19 protein-coding genes are annotated in these 19,661 nt (G+C 35.2%); 3 read left to right on the top strand and 16 right to left on the bottom strand.

Features of this window, described 5'->3' with window-relative positions; genetic code table 11:
* Nucleotides 1-5: 5 nt before the first annotated feature.
* From putA to E2R67_RS00770, 8 genes are all read right to left on the bottom strand, one after another.
* Complete coding sequence (putA, locus tag E2R67_RS00735; RefSeq protein WP_134288987.1) at nt 6-3,182, bottom strand: bifunctional proline dehydrogenase/L-glutamate gamma-semialdehyde dehydrogenase PutA; 3,177 nt, start codon at nt 3,180-3,182, stop codon at nt 6-8.
* A 210-nt stretch (nt 3,183-3,392) separates the two neighbouring features.
* Entirely contained in the window at nt 3,393-3,620 is a 228-nt protein-coding gene (locus E2R67_RS00740) for a glutaredoxin family protein (RefSeq protein ID WP_134288988.1), read from the bottom strand.
* A 36-nt stretch (nt 3,621-3,656) separates the two neighbouring features.
* Entirely contained in the window at nt 3,657-4,145 is a 489-nt protein-coding gene (locus E2R67_RS00745; protein WP_134288989.1) for an FKBP-type peptidyl-prolyl cis-trans isomerase, read from the bottom strand.
* 111 nt (nt 4,146-4,256) lie between these two features.
* Nucleotides 4,257-5,498: a hypothetical protein gene (locus tag E2R67_RS00750; protein WP_134288990.1), complete on the bottom strand. Its 1,242-nt coding sequence runs from the start codon at nt 5,496-5,498 to the stop codon at nt 4,257-4,259.
* Entirely contained in the window at nt 5,498-6,121 is a 624-nt protein-coding gene (locus tag E2R67_RS00755; protein ID WP_134288991.1) for a hypothetical protein, read from the bottom strand. Before E2R67_RS00755 ends, E2R67_RS00750 begins: the two co-directional genes overlap by 1 nt.
* Nucleotides 6,114-9,848 carry an ATP-binding protein gene (locus E2R67_RS00760; protein WP_134288992.1) on the bottom strand — a complete coding sequence of 1,245 codons (3,735 nt, stop codon included), beginning with the start codon at nt 9,846-9,848 and terminating at the stop codon, nt 6,114-6,116. The genes E2R67_RS00755 and E2R67_RS00760 overlap by 8 nt, the downstream gene beginning before the upstream one ends.
* 216 nt (nt 9,849-10,064) lie before the next feature.
* A complete protein-coding gene (locus E2R67_RS00765) occupies nt 10,065-10,634 on the bottom strand; it encodes a DUF1415 domain-containing protein (protein WP_134288993.1) in 570 nt (189 codons plus the stop codon).
* A gap of 1 nt (nt 10,635) precedes the next feature.
* Entirely contained in the window at nt 10,636-11,577 is a 942-nt protein-coding gene (locus E2R67_RS00770) for a patatin-like phospholipase family protein (RefSeq protein ID WP_134288994.1), read from the bottom strand.
* A 204-nt stretch (nt 11,578-11,781) separates the two neighbouring features.
* On the opposite strand from E2R67_RS00770, the gene E2R67_RS00775 reads away from it, so the two are divergent.
* Both E2R67_RS00775 and E2R67_RS00780 read left to right on the top strand, forming a co-directional pair.
* On the top strand, nt 11,782-12,426 hold the full coding sequence (locus E2R67_RS00775; RefSeq protein WP_134288995.1) for a DUF2913 family protein: 645 nt from the start codon (nt 11,782-11,784) through the stop codon (nt 12,424-12,426).
* Between the two features lie 271 nt (nt 12,427-12,697).
* Nucleotides 12,698-14,701, top strand: a complete 2,004-nt coding sequence (locus E2R67_RS00780; RefSeq protein WP_134288996.1) for a sensor domain-containing diguanylate cyclase — start codon at nt 12,698-12,700, stop codon at nt 14,699-14,701.
* A gap of 70 nt (nt 14,702-14,771) precedes the next feature.
* Here E2R67_RS00780 and E2R67_RS00785 read toward each other — a convergent pair whose 3' ends face one another.
* Nucleotides 14,772-15,320, bottom strand: coding sequence for an NUDIX hydrolase (locus E2R67_RS00785; protein WP_134288997.1), 549 nt, complete (start codon nt 15,318-15,320; stop codon nt 14,772-14,774).
* Between the two features lie 513 nt (nt 15,321-15,833).
* Here E2R67_RS00785 and E2R67_RS00790 point away from each other — a divergent pair.
* Nucleotides 15,834-16,589 carry an SDR family NAD(P)-dependent oxidoreductase gene (locus tag E2R67_RS00790; RefSeq protein ID WP_134288998.1) on the top strand — a complete coding sequence of 252 codons (756 nt, stop codon included), beginning with the start codon at nt 15,834-15,836 and terminating at the stop codon, nt 16,587-16,589.
* A 123-nt stretch (nt 16,590-16,712) separates the two neighbouring features.
* On the opposite strand, the gene E2R67_RS00795 is transcribed toward E2R67_RS00790, so the two are convergent.
* From E2R67_RS00795 to E2R67_RS00825, 7 genes are read right to left on the bottom strand one after another with little or no spacing between them, the layout of a single operon-like run.
* Nucleotides 16,713-17,024: a cupin domain-containing protein gene (locus E2R67_RS00795; RefSeq protein WP_134288999.1), complete on the bottom strand. Its 312-nt coding sequence runs from the start codon at nt 17,022-17,024 to the stop codon at nt 16,713-16,715.
* A 25-nt stretch (nt 17,025-17,049) separates the two neighbouring features.
* A complete protein-coding gene (locus E2R67_RS00800; RefSeq protein ID WP_134289000.1) occupies nt 17,050-17,664 on the bottom strand; it encodes a LysE family translocator in 615 nt (204 codons plus the stop codon).
* A gap of 27 nt (nt 17,665-17,691) precedes the next feature.
* Nucleotides 17,692-18,030, bottom strand: coding sequence for a hypothetical protein (locus E2R67_RS00805; protein ID WP_134289001.1), 339 nt, complete (start codon nt 18,028-18,030; stop codon nt 17,692-17,694).
* A 57-nt stretch (nt 18,031-18,087) separates the two neighbouring features.
* Complete coding sequence (locus E2R67_RS00810; protein ID WP_243836916.1) at nt 18,088-18,405, bottom strand: hypothetical protein; 318 nt, start codon at nt 18,403-18,405, stop codon at nt 18,088-18,090.
* A gap of 29 nt (nt 18,406-18,434) precedes the next feature.
* The gene (locus E2R67_RS00815; protein WP_134289002.1) at nt 18,435-18,926 is read right to left on the bottom strand and encodes a GNAT family N-acetyltransferase; all 492 of its coding nucleotides are present in this window, start codon (nt 18,924-18,926) and stop codon (nt 18,435-18,437) included.
* A 9-nt stretch (nt 18,927-18,935) separates the two neighbouring features.
* Nucleotides 18,936-19,205 (bottom strand): Rho-binding antiterminator, encoded by a 270-nt coding sequence (locus E2R67_RS00820; RefSeq protein WP_134289003.1) that lies wholly within the window; start codon nt 19,203-19,205, stop codon nt 18,936-18,938.
* A gap of 24 nt (nt 19,206-19,229) precedes the next feature.
* Entirely contained in the window at nt 19,230-19,622 is a 393-nt protein-coding gene (locus E2R67_RS00825; protein ID WP_134289004.1) for a hypothetical protein, read from the bottom strand.
* Nucleotides 19,623-19,661 lie beyond the last annotated feature (39 nt).

The raw sequence follows: 19,661 nt of genomic DNA on the forward strand, positions 1-19,661 counted from the left end.
TTCCTCTATAAAGTGTTATTGTCTAAAACAATTGGATCAAAAGACTGTTTCGTAAAACGATATAAATAACGAGGACCGCCTGCTTTAGGACCCGTACCAGACAAACCTTGGCCACCAAATGGCTGAACCCCAACAACAGCGCCAACTTGATCTCGATTTATATAGCAATTCCCTACACGACTCGCTGCAGCGATGCGTTTATAAGCCGCTTCATTGCGACTATGAATACCCATCGTTAAGCCAAAGTCAGTATCATTAATTTGCTGTATAACGTCATCGAGTTGCGACGCTTTAAAACGAATCACATGTAAGATAGGTCCAAATTGTTCTTCAGATAACTGTCCTAGGTTATCTATCTCAATAGCAATAGGTGTAATAAAATCGCCTTTTTTACAATTTTCATTTAATTCAACGCGAGCCAGCAATTTATGTTTTTCTAGCATCATATCAATATAAGCATTAAGTTTATCTTTCGCTTGTTTATCAATAACAGGCCCGACATCCGTTTGATGCAAATAAGGTAAACCAAGCGATAACTCTTGCATCGCACCTTGAATTAATTCAATAACTCGTTCTGAGATATCTTGTTGAATAAATAAAACTCGTAACGCAGAGCAGCGTTGTCCTGCAGAAGCAAAAGCTGAACGCACAACATCTCTTACGACTTGTTCGGGTAAAGCCGTGCTATCAACAATCATTGCATTTTGTCCGCCAGTTTCTGCAATAAAAGTCGCAGGTAGCGTTGGTCTTTTGGCAAGGCTGCGATTAATCGATTGTGCTGTGATTGTTGAACCGGTAAAGACAACACCTGCAACTCGGAGATCTTCGGTCAATGCAGGTCCAATGTCTCTGCCATTACCAATTAATAACTGAATGCTTTGCTTAGGGAATCCAGCCTCTAGCATTAATAAAACGGTTCTAGCTGCAATTAATGAAGTTTGCTCTGCAGGTTTAGCCACTACGGTATTACCTGTGACTAATGCGGCACTAATTTGACCGAGAAAAATAGCTAAAGGAAAGTTCCAAGGACTAATACAAACAAATACGCCTTTACCTTCGCGAATGATTTGTTGCGTAATATTATCAAAGCTCACTTGTTCATTAATACTCGCAAAGTTATCTGTTGCTTGTTGTGCGTAATAACGACAAAAATCAACGGCTTCACGTACCTCATCAATACAGTCATGAATGGTTTTACCTGCTTCATGGTGGCAAAGCGCGATCAATTCAGGAGTATTCGTTTCTAATAAATCTGCAAGGTTGTATAAATATTGTGCTCGTTGTTGTACAGGTGTGTTATTCCATTCTGGGTAAAACTCGCCCGCGCTGGTTAATGCATTATCAATCATAGTTTCGTTAGCAAATAAAACCGTGCCAATATCGATGGTGCGATCATAAGGTGTAGTACAACGATGAATTTGAGCATGCTCTAGTTGGCTTGCATCATAATAATGTATGCCATCAACAATTGGACCTACGTGCCATTCTTTTTCTTTAAATTCTCTCAGTTTTAACTCAAATTCTCTCGCTTCACTCTCTATCTCAATATTCACGCTATGCGAGTTTTTTCTATCTGTAAAAATAGCAGGCGGTAAGACAATCAAACCATTATGTAAGGTGCTACGTTTTTGTAATGTCTCAACTGGATGTTCTGTTAGCTCTTGAATAGGACAATTAGCATCAACTAATCTATGTACAAAAGAACTGTTAGCACCATTTTCTAATAACCGTCTCACTAAGTAAGGTAATAAGTCTTTATGGCTACCGACAGGTGCATAAATACGCACATTACTTTTAAACATTTGCATGACATGGTTGTATAACGCGTCCCCCATTCCATGTAAGCGTTGAAATTCAAAATCTTGATGTGTCGCCATGGCATTAATTGCGACCACTGTATGCGCATTATGGCTAGCAAACTGAGGATAAATCAGTCCTTTTACATGTTCACTTAATAAAAACCGTGCACAAGCTAAATAAGAAACGTCTGTCGCTTCTTTTCTTGTATAAACCGGGTATCTGTCATAACCGTTTTGTTGTGATAATTTTAATTCGCTATCCCAGTAAGCGCCTTTTACTAAACGTAAAGGGATGCAATCCCCCTGCTGTTTCGCCAACGCAGCAACCCAAACTAACACGGGTAATGCTCGTTTACTGTAGGCTTGAACAACCAGCCCGAGCTTTCCCCAACCTTGTGCAGAACGATGGCGATACAATTTTTCAAATAGGATCAAGGATAGTTCTAAACGATCAGCTTCTTCTGCATCAATGGTTAAACCAACGTTAAGCTCTCTCGCCCTTTCTATCAACAACACCACAGAATCAAACATTTCCGTTAATACACGTTGTTTATTAATCACTTCATAACGAGGATGGAGAGCCGATAATTTAATTGAAACGGTTGCAGCTAGATCCTTTTTATCATCATCGACATCTTTTTTATTCAGTAACTTTTTGCCAATAGATTCAATCGCAGAGAGGTAAGCATTAAAATATTTCTTAGCATCTGTCGCTGTTAAAGCCGATTCACCAAGCATGTCAAAAGAATAACTGAAACCTTTATCGTTAAACCGTTTCGCGTTCTTTTGCGCTTCTTCAATATTGCGGCCTAATACAAACTGATGCCCCATAATTTTCATCGCTTGGTGCATCGCCTCACGGATCACAGGCTCAGTCATTTTAGTGACAAGACGATTAACAATACTTTTAGAATTACCTTTTACAGTTTGCCCAAGGTTAACCACTTTTCCCGTAAGCAATAAACCCCAAGTCGATGCATTAACAAATAATGAATCAGACTTCTTAAGGTGTGAAGACCAATCTGCAACGCTGAGTTTGTCTTTAATTAACGCATCTGCCGTTTCTGCATCGGGAATTCTCATTAATGCTTCCGCTAAACACATTAATAAAATCCCCTCTTTGGTATCTAAGCTATATTCCAATAACAATGCATCAATCATATGAATTGCATCTTTATCTTTACGAACACGAGTTATTAGCTCAGTGGCATCGCTATCAATTGAAAAAGATTCTTTGATGCTTGGTGCGGCCATCGGCATTAGCTGTTTTAGCCAATACGCTTCATCAATCATATAAAGTGGGGAAATATTTGACCAAAGTGTTGTTAAATCAGAGTCGATAAAACTAGGTTGCAATGTATCGGCGGCAATAAAAGATGACATATTTAACACTCCTTAAAGCAGAATAGCGATTAGTATAATATCTACAATATTGCATATAATTAATACTTTAGCTAATGAAGCTTGAACATTAAATACGATTTAATTCTGAACAGTAAATCAAAAATAAGTGGGAGATAAAAGCGAGGTGCTGAGTAAGCGTGTTACTCAGCAATTAAATCGGAAAATCAAAATGTAAGAATTTGTACGGACTCAGTCTTTATACAAGCTCAGAAAGCCTTTAACACTAAATCCATTTAAAAATTGATCGCCAACTTTAAGCACTGGCACACCACGGTAGCCTGTTTTGGCAAACTCTTTTTGTCCTGCTGGACTTTTTACATCAACCAAGCGAAATGATATTTTTTGCTGCTCTAAGTATTGTTTCGCTGTTTTACAATGCGGACAATTCGACATTGTGAATAATGAAATACGTTTCATAAAAAGTCCTGTTTTTGTATAAGATGTGAAATCAGATTAATGACCACAACCGCCTTTAGCATGTGCATGGCCGTGTGATAACTCATCTTCAGTTGCTGCTCGAACGCTAATCACTTCAACAGCAAAAGTTAATGTTTTACCCGCAAAAGGATGGTTTAAATCACAATCGGCATTAAAACGTCCCACTTTAATCAAGGTCACTTCATTACGTCCTTGGTTTGACTCTACCACTGCCGTCATCCCAGCTGCCCACTTTTTACCTTTTGCTAAACCTTGCAAATGCTTTATTGGAATACGTTGCAGAGCCCCTTCTCGGCGTTCTCCATAAGATTGATCAGGTGTTAGCGTTACTTCAAATTTATCGCCAACTTGTTTACCTACAAAAGCTAACTCCATGGTTTCAAATAAACCACCGTGCCCATGTAAATAAAGTAACGGAGTGTTGCCCGTGCTATCTTCTAATAACTCACTTCCTTCACTCACTTTATAATGAAACTCTACGACACTGTCTTTAGCTATTTGCATTGTTTATCCTGTTATTAGCATGAATACTACGTTTAAAAATAATTATATTTGATTATTGAATTTAAAGCGCTTTAAATTCAAACATTTGCTCATTTTGATGCCCGAACATCATTAGTTAATTTTAATAATAATGTCACTATAAGACCAGTTATGAGAAATACCTGTTAATGGCTCTCCTTTGGGCTCTATATCGATTAGTGCTTGTTGTGCGCTGGTTAATTTGCAATAACTACTAAACACTAATTCAACCCAAGAAGTTGGTTCAATATGTTGTTCTTCAGCATGCCAAGTGGGTAAAGATGTTTGCCAAAAATCCACAGCTGAAATAACGTCACCACTTGTAATCGCTAACTCAAAAAGGTGTTCAGTTTGCTCTTCAAAAAAATCATAACTAAACCCCATTGCAGCGTTATCTAGCACTTCAACAGCAGAAACATCACGCTTGACAGGTGTACTATAAGTATTCATTTTACGAAGTGATTGTACAATCTCAACCAATGCCGTTTCATGTGCCGTTTCTTTCACATTAATATAAGATTTAATATATAAAGGTGCAGCAAAACGCAATGTTTCAGGTAAAGCTTTGTCTTCAAAAAGTTGTTCGTTAATCACAAACTCAGGGTGTTTATTAAGATAACGCGCCATATTACGTAATAAGCCAGCTTGCTTTTCATCACGTCTTAACTTGAATAAACTAAGGCGCATATTATCAATAATGTAACGTAATCTTGGTAAAGTTTGGTTAAACCAATAAATGAAACCACTAATTTTACGTGCTAATTCAACGGGGCAAGCCCAATTCATCCACTCGTAACAGGTTTCTGGATCTATCTGTTGTAATTCAGTTAATAATTTTTGTGCATAGCTTAAAGCACGTTCATTTTCTCGCACTTTAGCGCTAAGTGTTGAAACAAAGCCGAACTGACTAGAAATCGCATAATGCATATTATCTAGGCTGACATTGAGATTATCTTTTGCTTCATACAATAAATCATCTAATTGATCTAAATAATATTCAGCATCTTCTTCTTGATCACCAATAACAGATAAGCGATAGTCATTCACCGTTTCAGCCAATACTTCAATGACTTTTCTCATATCCGTTAATTGGCGATAACTACTCTGTTTGCGCATTAAACGATTTAACATTCGTTTTAGATCCGCACTAACTCGATAATCACCTGGTTCATCGTCGGGTCTTAATAATGCTTTTTTATGTAACGACGCTATTTTACGTGCATCAGCGCCATCACCTTGCACGGAACCAAATACATAAGCTTCCGCTAATAATTGGTCATGCGCGCCCAGTTGACGTAATAATTCGGCAACATCGTGAGTATCATAGCCCGCCATTAGAACAATAACTCATCTTGCTGTTGTTCAATCGCTTCAGGTAGTTCAATGCGCTCTGAGTCGTTTAAGAACTCTATTAACAAATAGACTAAGTCAAACCTAGCCGTTGCAAAATAACGGCTGCTACCAGCGTTTTTACGCACAAAATATCCTAAATCTTCTAGCTTTTGAAAAACAAAAACGAGCTGATCACGACTTTCCAGTTTATTGGTTTTAAATGGTTTAATACCTGTTAGATGACGAAGCTGATCTCGCAGCGTTTGATCATGTTCAAAGTGATCAAATAGCTCATTAATATTCACAATAGATTTTGAATGCACAGGTAAATCTGTTTGGCTTGCAGTTAATATTAATTCTAAAAACTCAACAAGCGGACGAAACATGCCACGAATGTCAGAAAATAAAGCAGTTAACTCTGCACTGTTATTGCTATCCACTTCGTTAAAAGTGCAATAATAAGCATCTGCACTCTCTAAATAAGTCAGTTTACGGTCTAGATTACTTAAAAATTCTGTCACACGATCTTGATTAGATTGCGCCTGTAGAAATAAATACTCATCTGCAAAAGCTGTTTCACAAATTACCGCGCCAGTCAGTAGGTTTTGTACGGTTTGTTTAAACATATTGATTCTCCTGCTCTACTGCTTTTGAAGGAGTTTGATGGTTAATATTAGCTTGTTCAACTTGCTGACGCTTTAATAACAATTCATCCAAACGAGAAGTTGGGATATCCGCATGGAAGATCTTTTTATCTTTAATTTTATAATGACGTTCATATAAAGATAAAATATGGCGATCCGTCGAGGGTGAAGCAGATAACATAGTAATTGCGTTTTCATTAAACATGGTTAATAACAGGTCGATATTTTCTGCGGCTAACTCTCCTAATTCATCGACAGGTAAAATGATTTGAGTCGCATTTTTACTTTCACCTCTAAGCATGCCTAAAATACCTGCATAAAGAGAAAGCATAGCCAGATAAGAAAGCCCCGTCGAGCTTATTTTCTTCAACTGCCTTGCATTACGAGCATGTTTTAATTGCCCTTTTTCAGAAATGGTAAACTCGATATCAAACAGCTGATGATGCGCTAAAGCAAAACCTTCACTCGGTAAGTAAGCCGATAGTTTCTGCATTGCGACAATCAAGTCATCAGGGATCTCACCTACACCTTCACGTAAGTCATCTCGGTATTTTTCAAACAACTTAGCAAATTGTTGTAAAGGTCCCCAATAATCAAGTTCTTCCTGCTTCATAACGGTATTAACACTGATATCAGCTAAGGCTTCAAAGTGAGCAAGTTTTGTCACATTAAAAGATAACTCTTGGCCAATACTTCTAATACGACGCGCAAAGTGTTCAATATGCTGATAGAACTCATTGATCATAGTGGCGTTTACTGTTACCAATTGATAAGTATTTTTTTGTTTTTGCGCTGCACTACTCAGTAGATCTTCAATTGGATTTTGATATTTAAAAATTCGACGTGCGCCTTCATAAATATCATTATCAGCCACCAGTTTTATCCAGTTTTCATATAACTCACTGTTTGCATTATATTTGCTGAAAGAGGCATTAAAACGGCTAAGTTGTTCCTGTAATCGTTTATCTATCGTTTTGAATTGTTTTAGCCAATCACCACAGAAAGTCACCGTAAGATCGGCACTATTACTTGGTTCAGATTCAGACAAAATGGCTTCAATACCAAGTTGCTCACATTCTCTTTGGGCTAAACCAAGTTGTAGTAATAAATCGCCATCATCACTTAACTCTTGTGTTAACACTTTTAATTGTTTTTGTTTGTCACTAATTAATTCAGTTTTTTGTACTTTCAAATCCGCCAGGCTGGCTTCTATACTACGTTTTTGAACGTCACGGTTTTGATTAATTTCAACTAATTGATCACGATGAACATAACGTTCATTCATGAACTGTTTGTATTCACGTGCTTTTTGCGCCCAAACCGCACAAGCTTCAAGCTTTTCACTTAATTCAGCACGTTGCTTAACATGCTTATCTACTTCGCCATCAGGATCAAGTTCATCTAATGCACGATCTCGTTGTTGTTTATACTCTTTTTGACGCGTTTTCGCGCTTTCTTTAATTGACTCAAGTTGTTCTGATAATTGCTCTAATTGAGAATCACGGTCGGACTCAACAACCATTCGCTGCTCTAACATTTGGTTATTCAGTTCTAAACGTTGTTGTTGCTGTGATTCGTTAAATTCAGCTAACTTTGCTTCATGCTGTTTGATCTGGTTATTGAGAGATCTGATTTTTTCTTCAAAGGTCATACTAGCTTGTTTTAAAAAGCGCTGTTTTTTAGCCTCTAAATTTTCACTTTGCGTTGTTAACTGTTCGCGTTGTAATTGCGCTTTTTGTAACTTTTGCTTGCGATCACTAATCAATTCTTGTTGATTTTTTATTTGTTTATTGAGTTCATTGAGTTCTGCTTCAAAGGTTTCAATGTGCTTAGATAATGCTGTTATTTTATGTTCAACATCCGCTAACTTTTCTCTCAAATCATTTTCGTTAAGCTGTAAATCATGATTTTTAAGTTGCTCTAAATCGAATTGCAAACCAAATAAATTACTGCTTTCCTCCTGCTGATTAACCCAACGAGGATTAAGATCCTTACGAGCTAAATCTTCACAAGAAAGTACTTTACCAATATTATTTTTCCAGCCCTTTGCCTTCTCTTCATTATCCAAAAAGTATTGTAGTGAACCCGTTTCAGGTAATAATTGTAATTGCAGTTGTTGTTGTAGGTGTTTGTTGTTTTCTAGCTGACGATTTTCTTGCTTGTGTCTATCTAATAAAGTGTTGCGTTTTTTTTCTAAATCATTAACTAACTCATTATCAGTACTTAACGCTTGTAATAATTGGCTTAAATTGTCTTTTGCTTCAGACATGTTGGCTTGATTTAAATTAATTTCAGTTTGTAATTCAGTTTCAAGTTGAATATTACCTTGTTCAATCTCAACCATTTTCAATTGATTCTGTAAGGTTTGAGAATCCATACTCAACTTTAAAAAATTATTATTTAATTGCTCATTTAATTTACTTAATTGGCTTTGATACGTTTCTGCAATCACAGAAAGTTGAACGTTCGCTTGCTCTTTTACCGTTGCAACTTGTTCATTATTGCGCGCTTCATCTTTTACTTTTTGTAAGGTTAATGATTGTAATAAAGATTCAAATTTAGCTTGCACCTTATTTAAATTACCTTCAAATGCTTCAATGATTTCATTTACATCATTTAACGCTTGCTGGTAACGACTTGCATTATCCGCTTGTAACTGAAAACTCGCCGCATCATCATCATCGTATTTCAATTTATCATCATCTAATAAATCAATACGGCTTTGGTCGGCTTCAATAGCAACTAACAACTGATTTATGTCATTTTGTAACGACGCGCTTTGTTCTTTTAATTGTTTTTCAAGTGAGGTGATTTCATCTTTAAATTGTGATTTTTTTTGACTGCGTTGCTGCTGTAATAAATCAATACTTGCTTGATGATTTAGCATTTCAGCATGTAAATGTTGTAGCTTAATTAATAAATTATCTAACTGAGTGAAATCTGTTTGCCATAAAGCGATTTTATCACTAACACGTTGGATTGAACGACTTGCTTGAATATCCGCTAACCATAAGCTGATATCTTCTTTGTTCAGTGTTATTTGTTCTTTTTCTTGATTTACGCTTCTTGCTAAATGATCGCCAGCAATCGCCACTAACATTTGCTTAACGGCGTCAAAATCTAAATTTTTCTCAATGGTTCCGTTAACGACTTTATCAAGATGCGGTGTCGCTGCATCACTAAAGGAAAAGCGCTGTTGTAATTGACGAACTTCTTTAATTTTACGGCCCGCATGCAAATTTTGAATCACTTGGCGGTATTTATCTACACCTAAATAATTTGAACATTCAATACCTAAACTACGATAGCTGCGCTCTACTTCCGAAACTACTAAAGGCACATTGTTTTCACCAATAAATAGTTTACTGTCAAAAGCACTATCGATGAATTTAAAGTGCACACTCCTTCCATCGGAGCTCGCAACCGCCATACAGATTTGCTCATTAGGTCTTTGATATTCATAAACAAGCATGCTTGAATTTCTAGGAAGATAAAAATCAGCAAAGTTTTTAGCTTGATCCACTTTACTTACTATATCGCTAGGGCGCATGCCATAAAATAAAGGCAATAGGCGCATTAATGAGGTTTTTCCTGCGCCATTAGTTCCTTCTAATTGAGTATGCCCTGAAAGGTTTAACTCATTAACTTGCCCTTTCCAAAAGCTATCGATAATAATGATACGTAAGAGTTGATAAGCTTGCTGCGCCATGGAAATTCCTTGTTAAATATAAAATAAGTTTTAAAAGCAATATCATTTTAATTATGTGAAATATAAATGAGAGATCGATTTTAAAATAATTCAGAACACTTAAATCTATCGATCTTAGTAGACTTTGTCGATCTCTTTTAGCTTTTAAGCAAGTTTTAAACGAAGAAGTGATGTTTAAACAAGCAAATAAAAAGTTAAATGTCCTATCTAGCAATATTAGCTTTTAGAAAAAAGGCAACTTGCTAATAAATCAGCGAAAAAGGGACTCCCTTTTTTATTTAAAAAAGCGATATTTCGATCTGGGATAGCATCGACATCTGGATGAGCAGCAATGGCTTTTTCCATGCTAGTTTCACGAATTATATGCAAGGTTGGGAAAGGAGAACGGTTACTGTAGTTCGATGCAGCCTCTTCGGCATCACCTTCGAAACAATAATCAGGATGAAAATGAGCTAATTGATAAACACCTTCGTAACCGCTTATTTTAAGTAGATGGTTAGAAAGATAAACCAAATCTAAAAACGCCTCAAAGTCGGTACACGCTTCGCTTAATATTAACAAGGTTGTTTCAGTGGTTTCATGTTTATCTAAGAATTTACATTCTTCAGTTAAACTCTCTAACACCCCTTCAATATCTGTACTTTTTTCTTCACTATAACGAATACTGCCTCTGTCTAATTCTTTTTTAGCAAAAGGACAGATGTTGTATTTAACAATAACGTTTTTCACCCACAATTGAGTACTCGTAACAGCATCCACGCAATTTTCTTCTTTACTTTTGATCATGTTATTTTTCTTTTAATGGTTGTAAGGCTTGTTGCGCACTTTGATAGCCTAGCTCAATCATTTCACGAGCACGATCGAACTCTAATGTACCGCAAGCATTACGTGCGATCACAATATTATAATCAGCTGGATAAGCGGCCAGTTTCAAGCGAGCGATAGAGCTTTGCATCGCATCAAAAGCTTGATCCGCTATATTATATGCATCCCATGTTTCAGGGCGATAATTTTTGATACTTAAATTGTCACCAACGCGTTTAATGTAATGTCCTAATTTTTGATGAAATGATAAATCTTCAAGCGTTGCTGCGATTTGTTCTTTTTCTAATTCGACTTCATTAGTTGAACGAGGTTTTTCTGCGTCAACTTCTCCGCCTAAATTAACGGCAACAATGAAATCATTTTCATCACTAAAAGTAGGTGCAATTGGAACTGGATTTAAAACACCGCCATCAATTAACTGCACGCCCTTTCTTTCAACTGGGGTAAAAAATAGCGGTAATGAAATAGAAGCTCTGATAGCTTCAAATAATGAACCAGTGTTTATCCAGACTTCTTTTTCATTTTTAATATCAGATGCAACCGCAGTATATTTTAAAGGTAAGTCTTCAATAATTTGATCACCCAATAAACCAATCAGCGTATTGATAATTTTATCACCGCGCAACAATCCACTTGAGGTCCATGAAATATCTAGTAGTGAAATGATATCAACTTTACTTAAACCACAAACCCATTGTTCAAATACGTCTAGTTTACCAGCAGCATAAATACCACCGACTAACGCACCAATTGAACAACCAGAAATAGATTTTATTTCATATCCATTTTCAGTTAGCCATTTTATAATGCCAATATGTGCAAGCCCTCGTGCACCGCCACTGCCTAATACCAATGAAATATTCTTCGTTGCAACTGAAGTTGCTGTGCTGTTATTAACAGACATAAAACGTCTCGATAATCGTAAATAAATCAATACTAATGAAGTTTGATAAGATTATGAAGTTTTTATCTTAGTTAAATGAAAAGTATTCATTTTTTCCATAAATCATTTGGTTTACTAGGCATAATATAGCTAATTATCTCTTCTTTGCTTGTTCCTAATCCTCTAGCCTGTCATACTTTTACAATTTCAAAATTCAGGATCAACATGAGCAGCTTTTCAACATCAATTCATCAAGTGGTAACACAGGCTTTATTAGACTTAAAAGAAGCACAGGCGAAGGGTAAAATCCCTAAAAATCCACTGAGTGAAACACACTTTTTAGCTGCTTGGACAACAAATGCGATCAAGAAAAAACGCTTTGATAGCGATGTTGTTCCAACTCTCACTATTTGGCAACGTAAAGCACGTAGTTTGGGTAAAAATGCAGCGTTAGTTGAAACCTTTACAGCCATAAAAGAAAATTATGAGCATGTATTTGATGAAAACTTAAAAACAAAACCCGTCAATAAAGATCAAATCGTTGCATTATGTGAAGCATTAACGAGTCAACAATGGATGGTAAATACAGATCTTGAAGTGGGCGAAAAATTGAACCGTCACAGCGGTGGGCAAGCATCATTAATTATTTGTAGCCAAGCATTTGCAAGCAACTTCGAACATGGCTTATTAGCGAAACCTATCAGTTTATATATACGCGGAGATGTAGCTGAAGCATTACAAGCCGCTTATGCACAGTCATTATTACTTTATAAAGTGACTGACTATAAATCAAAAGTTAAATACCACGGTGAATACATCATTTACGCAAATAATGATGGTGAATTTTTACCTGAGTTAGTTACGCTTTAATCATTAGCACCGAGCGAGAAAATTGCTTTGTATTGAAATAAGATACAAAGCGACTTCATTTACTCTGTTTTATCGACGAACACTCCCTCTTTCCATTCAAACTATTCACATCGCTTTCTTTACTATTGTTTAAAAAAACGATAACTTGCATTGTATAAAAAATGATAAAAATCAATTAAATAACTAATAATTCATGAATCATAGTCAAATTTGATCGGTGTCACTCTTATCTAACACCGAGTCTCATTGCCATTATATATAAGAGTTTTAAATGACAATACAAACTAATCCAAATGACACAAACTCCCCATCTGAAATGAGCAATTTTTTTAATAATGTACTTAAACGCTTTATTTTAATTTATTCGGTTGTCGCGACTTTATTCATTGCCTTTCTTTTTTACATTTATCAGGAATACAATCAAAACCTCGAAACTTCACTTTTAAATCAAGAAGAAACCTTTGTGTCATCAACGACTCAAGCAATTCAAAAAGAAATGCAAATCCAACTCATGGTAATGCAGATGAATACAAAGTTTAAATTTTTAGCTGATTTTATGGAGGATGATAACCAAACGACAAGACAAGCACTGCAAACGCATTTCTCTAATTTAGCCCTTACATTTTATCGCTATGATCAGATACGGTTTATTGATTTAACAGGGCGAGAAAGAATTCGCGTTAACTATAAAAATAATGCAACTTACATTGTCAGCGAAGCAGAACTTCAGAATAAAAGTCACTCTACCTATTTTAAAGAAGGAATAAAACTAGCACCAGGTAAAGTCTATGTTTCACCTATGGAGCTTAATGTTGAATATGGGAAAATAGAAATCCCTTATAAACCTGTTGTACGTTTTGTTACGCCAGTTGTTGATAATAAAGGCAATAAAATTGGACTTATCGTTTTAAATTATTTAGCCACAGAACTATTACAAAATTTTCGTGACCAAATGGAATTACGAATACGTGGACAAGGTATGTTAATTGACCCTCAAGGATATTGGATAAGTAATCATGATAGAGCAAATGAATGGGGAAACAGCTTAGATCAAGTTGAACAGAAATTTGTAGATCAATATCCAGAAGCTTGGCAAGCAATCCAGCAAAACAAACAAGGCATTCTTAAAACCTCTCAAGGTATCTTCCGCTATAAAGCCATTGATCCATTTAGCCTAGACAGCATAGGTAGTTATGAAGTGGAGCAGAAAATAAAATTAACCATCAGTGAGCAGTCTAAGGAAAATAACAATTGGAAATTGGTTGTTTTTTTACCTAATGAAACCATTCAAAAAGAATCTTTTTTTTGTAGTAGAGAAGGTAAAATAATTATTGTATTTTTCTTTATCTCCTTAGCTGTAATTATATTCTTATTGTTGATTATCTCTGAAGAAAAACGCCGACAAAATAATTATGATTTGTTTATTAAAGATGAGTTAAATGATTTATATGAAAATTCACCTTGTGGCTATCATAGTTTGGATAGCAAAGGTCGAGTACTTAAAATGAATCAAACAGAATTAAATTGGCTTGGTTACACGAGAAAAGAAGTGATAGGCAGATCTTTTACTGATTTTTTAACGTCAAAAAGTACCCAAGTATTTGAAGAGTTTTTAAAAAGCTTACCTTTAAATAAAAAAATTGAAGGTGTGGTATTAGAAATTCAATGTAAAAAGGGCAACACTTTCTTTGTATCTACATCGGCAACATCCATTCTTGAACAAGGAAACTTTGTTATCGCGCGTACATCGGCTTTTAATATTACCGATCGAATTGAATTGGAAAATCGTCTTGCCTATATTGCTAACACAGATGTTTTAACTGAAATCAGTAATCGACGTCACTTCTTCACTTTAGCTAATGAAAAATTTGCATCGGAGGAAGCACTTTCATTACTAATGCTAGATATTGACCACTTCAAAAAAGTAAATGATTTATATGGACATGATGCAGGTGATGATGTTTTAAAATATATAGCTTCTATCTTACAACAGGCATTACCGACTAAGGCAATTTTAGCAAGATTAGGCGGCGAAGAATTTGCAGTGTTACTTTCAGGATTAGATGCAAAAAAAACGTTACAACTTGCTGAGAAAATTTGCGTAAAAATAGCTGCAACTCCCATCGTGATTAACCCTAAATTAACAATTAACGTGACGATCTCTATCGGCACTTCACAAAGAGATAATCACAAAGATGATATAGGAGATTTATTAAAACGTGCTGATATCACTTTATATGAAGCTAAAACCACAGGACGTAATAAAGCGATTTAGTCGTTAATAAGCTTCGTTAATAATTAATACCAAAATTATTAACGAAATGACTCTGAAATATGAACAGCGATTAGATAGACATTAATGAAGATTTAATTCGTTCTAACAAATAAGTTTCACGTTGAATTGAAAGCCCTTGTTTTTTATCATTTTCAATAGTGGCTAAATTATGCTGAATGGCTTCATCAATGGTCACCCATAGCACTTGCATTCCATTTTTTATCTCATAATCTTCTAATTGAGTCGTACCTAATTGCTCTGCAATTTCACAGGTATAACAATAAGAAAGCATATGCATGATAGAGCACTCAGGAAAATACTTATCGCTACGATGAGGTCGATATTCTTCATACAAACCAAAGGCTTGAATGTTACAAATATCAAGTGCACCAGTTTCTTCACTTAGCTCTCGTTTAAACGCATCTAACAAACTTTCCCCTTCATCAACACCACCTCCAGGTAAAGAGTAATCGTTATATCGTTCAGTAAACATTAGCAAAATTTTATTATCTTTAATCACAATGGCACGTGTAGCAATGCGAGTGAAACAATCAGAATGTTCAGGTGATAAATTTGTTTCTTTAATAGAGTCGTGAACAACTCGTTTTAGTAAATGCATAATGTTCTCATATCAAAGGTATTAAGGTGTAATGCTAATGCAGTGAGTAGAATAAGAGTTTTTCTTTTAAATACGAACAAAAGCAAATGAAATACATTTTTATAGTTAAAGTAAGCTTGGTTTCTTTTTTGATAGCTATTAAATGAATAAAAAATTAATTTACGAATGACCATTTAATGATCTACATCAAAAGATAAATAAGATCAGATAAAGACTCAAATAAAAAAGCGTAACCGAGGTAACATATTCAGCGCTCAATTCACTAAACAATTTTACAATTGCCCTATTTGTAATACAATAACACTTGAAGATTTAATGCCGCTTTTTATAAACATTTTATTGAATATAAAAGCAGCGAATTAAAAGGTGATCAGCTTTGTAAGTTAAAATTAATGCTCATGCATTGTAACAATGAGAATTTATTCTTCACACATACATTATCATTAATTTAAATAAACAATATTGGTTACTCCCTTTATGCCTCTGGCATATTAATTAAATGAGAATATAAACATGTCTAAAAAAATTGCTTTAGTCACTGGTGCAACTGGTGGAATCGGTTTTGCTGTTGCAAAACGTCTTGGTCAAGATGGTTACACTGTTGTACTTAACGGTATTGAAGATGAAATCGGCGCACAACGTGTTGCTGAACTTAAAGCTGAAGGTATCGAAGCTGAATACTACGGTTTTGACGTAACTAACGATGTAGCTGTAACTGAAAACGTTAATGCAATCGGTAACAAATACGGTCAAATCGATGTTGTTGTTAACAACGCTGGTGGTTTAGGTGGTCGTAGCCCAATCGAAGAAATGACAACTGAATTCTTCCGTTTCGTAATGGCTCTTAATCTAGATAGCGCATTCTTTGTTTCTCGTGCTGCAATTCCATTCATGAAGAAAACAACTGGTGGTTCAATCATCAACTACACTTCAAATGCTGCATGGAATGCTGGTGGCCCAGGCGCTGGTATCTACGGTACTTCTAAAGCTGCTGTTCACACATTAACTCGTGCACTAGCTAAAGAACTAGCACCAGCTGGTATCCGTGTAAATGCTGTATCTCCAGGTACTATCGATACTCCATTCCACCAACAAATTAAAGATACTAAACCAGAAGTTTTCGCTTCTTGGAAAGACAGCATCATGTTAGGCCGTTTAGGTCAACCTGAAGATGTTTCTGGCGTTATCTCTTTCTTAGTAAGTGAAGATGCTGCATTCATTACAGCTGAAACTGTACAAATCGGTGGTGGTCAAGCTCTAGGTATCTAGTACCTATTGTTTGTTAAAGTTATTTAATTAACTTTACCCTCTGAAACTAAAAAGCCACATAATAAATTATGTGGCTTTTTTATTACTTATTCTGCTCAACATAAAGTTTATTCAACGATTTACCTAAACACTTCCTTCTTTTTCAATCACTAAAATTCTGGCTTCACCTTGAGGATGAGCAACATGCTCAGTCCCGATTGATGCATAGAACACATCGCCAGTTTCAAGTAATGCTGATTTTTCTTCACCATCTTGCATATATAGCATTTTCACATTGCCATTTAATACTGCAAAGACTTCCTCGCCATCATTAATATGCCATTTATAAGGCTTATCAGTCCAATGCAGACGAATTGTCGTACCATTAATGTTAGCAATGTCTTTTGCACCCCATGCTTGTGAGGCGGTGAATTCTTTACTTCTAATAACTTCCATAGTGGCCTTAATTACTTAAATAGTTTTATCGTTCTGTTAATGCAAGTGCGCCTGAAGCCGCGACTAAAACACCACCACTGACTCGATTTATTATGTTCAATTTATTACCACTTGTTTGCAATACTTTATTTGCGGAAAAGGCATATAACATCACTAAGGTGAAATCCAATAGAGCCATGGTTGGACACATAATCGCTAACTGTGGAAAAACCGGTTGAGTCGTATCAATAAACTGAGGGAAAAAGGCAGTAAAGAAAACAATCGCTTTAGGATTACCAGCAGCCACCATAAACCCTGATGTATAGAGTTTGCGATTAGAGAGTGTTTTAACTTTGTTTCCTTGCTGTAATTTTTTACTAGAAGACAACAACATTTTGATTCCCATATAAAAAAGGGTTGCAGCTCCTATCCACTTTATGGCATCAAAAGCGACAGCAGAATTTGTAATGACCACACCAAGCCCAATTGATACCAAGATCATTTGAATAAAGTTTGCGCTAATATCTCCTAAGGCTGTAAAAACGGTTCTTTTTACACCATAGTTAAGTGAATGAACTACTCCAAGGAAAATACTCGGCCCTAGGGTTGCCGTTAATATTAAACAAGCAATAACATAAGCTAAAAATGTTTCTAATTGCATGAATGTTCCTTATTAAAATTGATATCATTAATCTTTTTGATAATAAGCGGAACGATAAGCATCTACTGTACTCAACAGCCAAATAATCATCATCAGTAGTGCTTTATTGTCTAACGTTTGAGTCTGCTCTGACACTAAGTTTGAAAACACGTCAGTTAATGTGGCGACATCCAAAGGGAGCTGATTTTCTACTATGTTTTTCATTAACAAATTGGTTTTTTCAAACACATCAAACAAAGTCCAAAAAAAAGGAATTGAAAACAGAGTTATAAATACACTTGAACTAATATATTTCTTTAAGAAAAACTGCCCTATTCCTGGATAAATGAATAACGACATCATGGCTGCCTTGGTTGGTTTATTCATGTTATTTATCTGATTCCTATACAATATTATTTAATTTTTTTATGTAAATTTAATGCTTCAAAAAAGGCTAACAAAGTGCCCATAATAAATTTTTTCTGCAACCAATGATTCTAATTCTTTGCTGCTAGGAAAGCTTTTCCATTTTTTTGCAATTAAGGCAACAGCTTCTTTATTTAACCACGTTAAATGCCAACATATCTCTTCGGAATTATCTATTTTAGATAATATTTGATGAGACAAAATAACGGTTTTTTCTGCATTAATTTCTTTAACAATAGACAAACTTAATTCAATAACTCTCGCCTTGTTTTTTTCTGGCACTTTAAAAATAGCGATTTCAAAACAAGTATTTATTTCAGCTTTATCAATTAACATTTTAACCCTAGACTAGCCATTTATAAAAACTAAAGTACCAAAGACATCTCATGCCAACTCAAACCACCATGAACAGAGTCTGACTCGCCAATATGAATAAAGCGATATTTTGCATACATGTCGACTAATTCACTTTGGCAAATTAAATAAATACTTTTTTTACCTAGTGCTTTCATTTGCTTAATAAAATGTGACATTAACTTAGTTGTCATACTTTGCCCTTGATAATCAGGATGAATCACAACAGACATAATAACAATATAGTCCCCTTTTGGATCGTGCCCAACCAACTCTTTAAATTCTTCATCGGAGAGAACGACTTGATGAGTTGCTCCTGAGTTAATGAAACCTATTATTTCATCTTCGTTTTCAAGCACAATAAAACCATCTGGATAACCTTGGATTCGAGTGAGAATTTTTTCTTTTGTCGCAGCTTCTTCTCCAGCATAAGCTAGCGTCTCTATCTCGAAGCATCTTTCTAAATCTGTCTCTTGTACATTACGTATTGTTAATATTGACATAGCACCTTTCTACTTAAATGTTACAACTTGGAAATGTGGGTTTTTTATACTTACAGTCATTGAAGAAATATCATTTAATACGATAAGTTGAGTTTTCTCTGCTTCGAATTTATTCAGAGGATCTAATAATTTAACCTTAATACATTCTTCTCGATTAGTATTTATTTTAGTATCTAAAGCAATACATTCGATGATTTGATCGTTTTTAGTGCTTATTTTAAGTGGATAATGATACATACAAACTATTTCTATCGCATCATATTCATTACAACTAATCATATGGTGAGTACGCCTTTTAATTCATTATAATAATGTTTGATTGTTTTTATTTAATATATCAGAGGTTACCTGCCAAAGATCACCTGTATCAAACAATATACCAATGAATGGAGAATACACTTTCAACTTCTTAGCTTGTTCATCAACTTCAACGGATAATTTGATATTTTTAGCCGCAAAATCACCGTAGGCTTTACTTCGAGTATAAAGCCCTTCTTCATTAATAATAAATTCAAGTTGAGCTAAAGACTGTTCGATTTCATCCACAGAAGATTCAAAACACGCAACATATTTAGGGAAAATAGCTAATTTAGGCTTAGTTTGCTTATGATGTTTAAAAGGAACTAATTGATAGAAAACAGAGAATCCAGCAACGACTAAAATAATTTTGACCAATAACTCTAATATCTCATTCATAACCATGCCTCTTTTATTCTGTAAGCTGCTTAAGTTATT

The organism is Psychromonas algicola, assembly GCF_004378355.1.
GTDB lineage: Bacteria > Pseudomonadota > Gammaproteobacteria > Enterobacterales > Psychromonadaceae > Psychromonas.

Bases quoted from the DNA above. Each gene is read 5' to 3' on its own strand.
- putA (WP_134288987.1), bottom strand. From the start codon at position 3,182: ATGTCATCTTTTATTGCCGCCGATACATTGCAACCTAGTTTTATCGAC.
- E2R67_RS00740 (WP_134288988.1), bottom strand. From the start codon at position 3,620: ATGAAACGTATTTCATTATTCACAATGTCGAATTGTCCGCATTGTAAA.
- E2R67_RS00745 (WP_134288989.1), bottom strand. From the start codon at position 4,145: ATGCAAATAGCTAAAGACAGTGTCGTAGAGTTTCATTATAAAGTGAGT.
- E2R67_RS00750 (WP_134288990.1), bottom strand. From the start codon at position 5,498: ATGGCGGGCTATGATACTCACGATGTTGCCGAATTATTACGTCAACTG.
- E2R67_RS00755 (WP_134288991.1), bottom strand. From the start codon at position 6,121: ATGTTTAAACAAACCGTACAAAACCTACTGACTGGCGCGGTAATTTGT.
- E2R67_RS00760 (WP_134288992.1), bottom strand. From the start codon at position 9,848: ATGGCGCAGCAAGCTTATCAACTCTTACGTATCATTATTATCGATAGC.
- E2R67_RS00765 (WP_134288993.1), bottom strand. From the start codon at position 10,634: ATGATCAAAAGTAAAGAAGAAAATTGCGTGGATGCTGTTACGAGTACT.
- E2R67_RS00770 (WP_134288994.1), bottom strand. From the start codon at position 11,577: ATGTCTGTTAATAACAGCACAGCAACTTCAGTTGCAACGAAGAATATT.
- E2R67_RS00775 (WP_134288995.1), top strand. From the start codon at position 11,782: ATGAGCAGCTTTTCAACATCAATTCATCAAGTGGTAACACAGGCTTTA.
- E2R67_RS00780 (WP_134288996.1), top strand. From the start codon at position 12,698: ATGACAATACAAACTAATCCAAATGACACAAACTCCCCATCTGAAATG.
- E2R67_RS00785 (WP_134288997.1), bottom strand. From the start codon at position 15,320: ATGCATTTACTAAAACGAGTTGTTCACGACTCTATTAAAGAAACAAAT.
- E2R67_RS00790 (WP_134288998.1), top strand. From the start codon at position 15,834: ATGTCTAAAAAAATTGCTTTAGTCACTGGTGCAACTGGTGGAATCGGT.
- E2R67_RS00795 (WP_134288999.1), bottom strand. From the start codon at position 17,024: ATGGAAGTTATTAGAAGTAAAGAATTCACCGCCTCACAAGCATGGGGT.
- E2R67_RS00800 (WP_134289000.1), bottom strand. From the start codon at position 17,664: ATGCAATTAGAAACATTTTTAGCTTATGTTATTGCTTGTTTAATATTA.
- E2R67_RS00805 (WP_134289001.1), bottom strand. From the start codon at position 18,030: ATGAATAAACCAACCAAGGCAGCCATGATGTCGTTATTCATTTATCCA.
- E2R67_RS00810 (WP_243836916.1), bottom strand. From the start codon at position 18,405: ATGTTAATTGATAAAGCTGAAATAAATACTTGTTTTGAAATCGCTATT.
- E2R67_RS00815 (WP_134289002.1), bottom strand. From the start codon at position 18,926: ATGTCAATATTAACAATACGTAATGTACAAGAGACAGATTTAGAAAGA.
- E2R67_RS00820 (WP_134289003.1), bottom strand. From the start codon at position 19,205: ATGATTAGTTGTAATGAATATGATGCGATAGAAATAGTTTGTATGTAT.
- E2R67_RS00825 (WP_134289004.1), bottom strand. From the start codon at position 19,622: ATGAATGAGATATTAGAGTTATTGGTCAAAATTATTTTAGTCGTTGCT.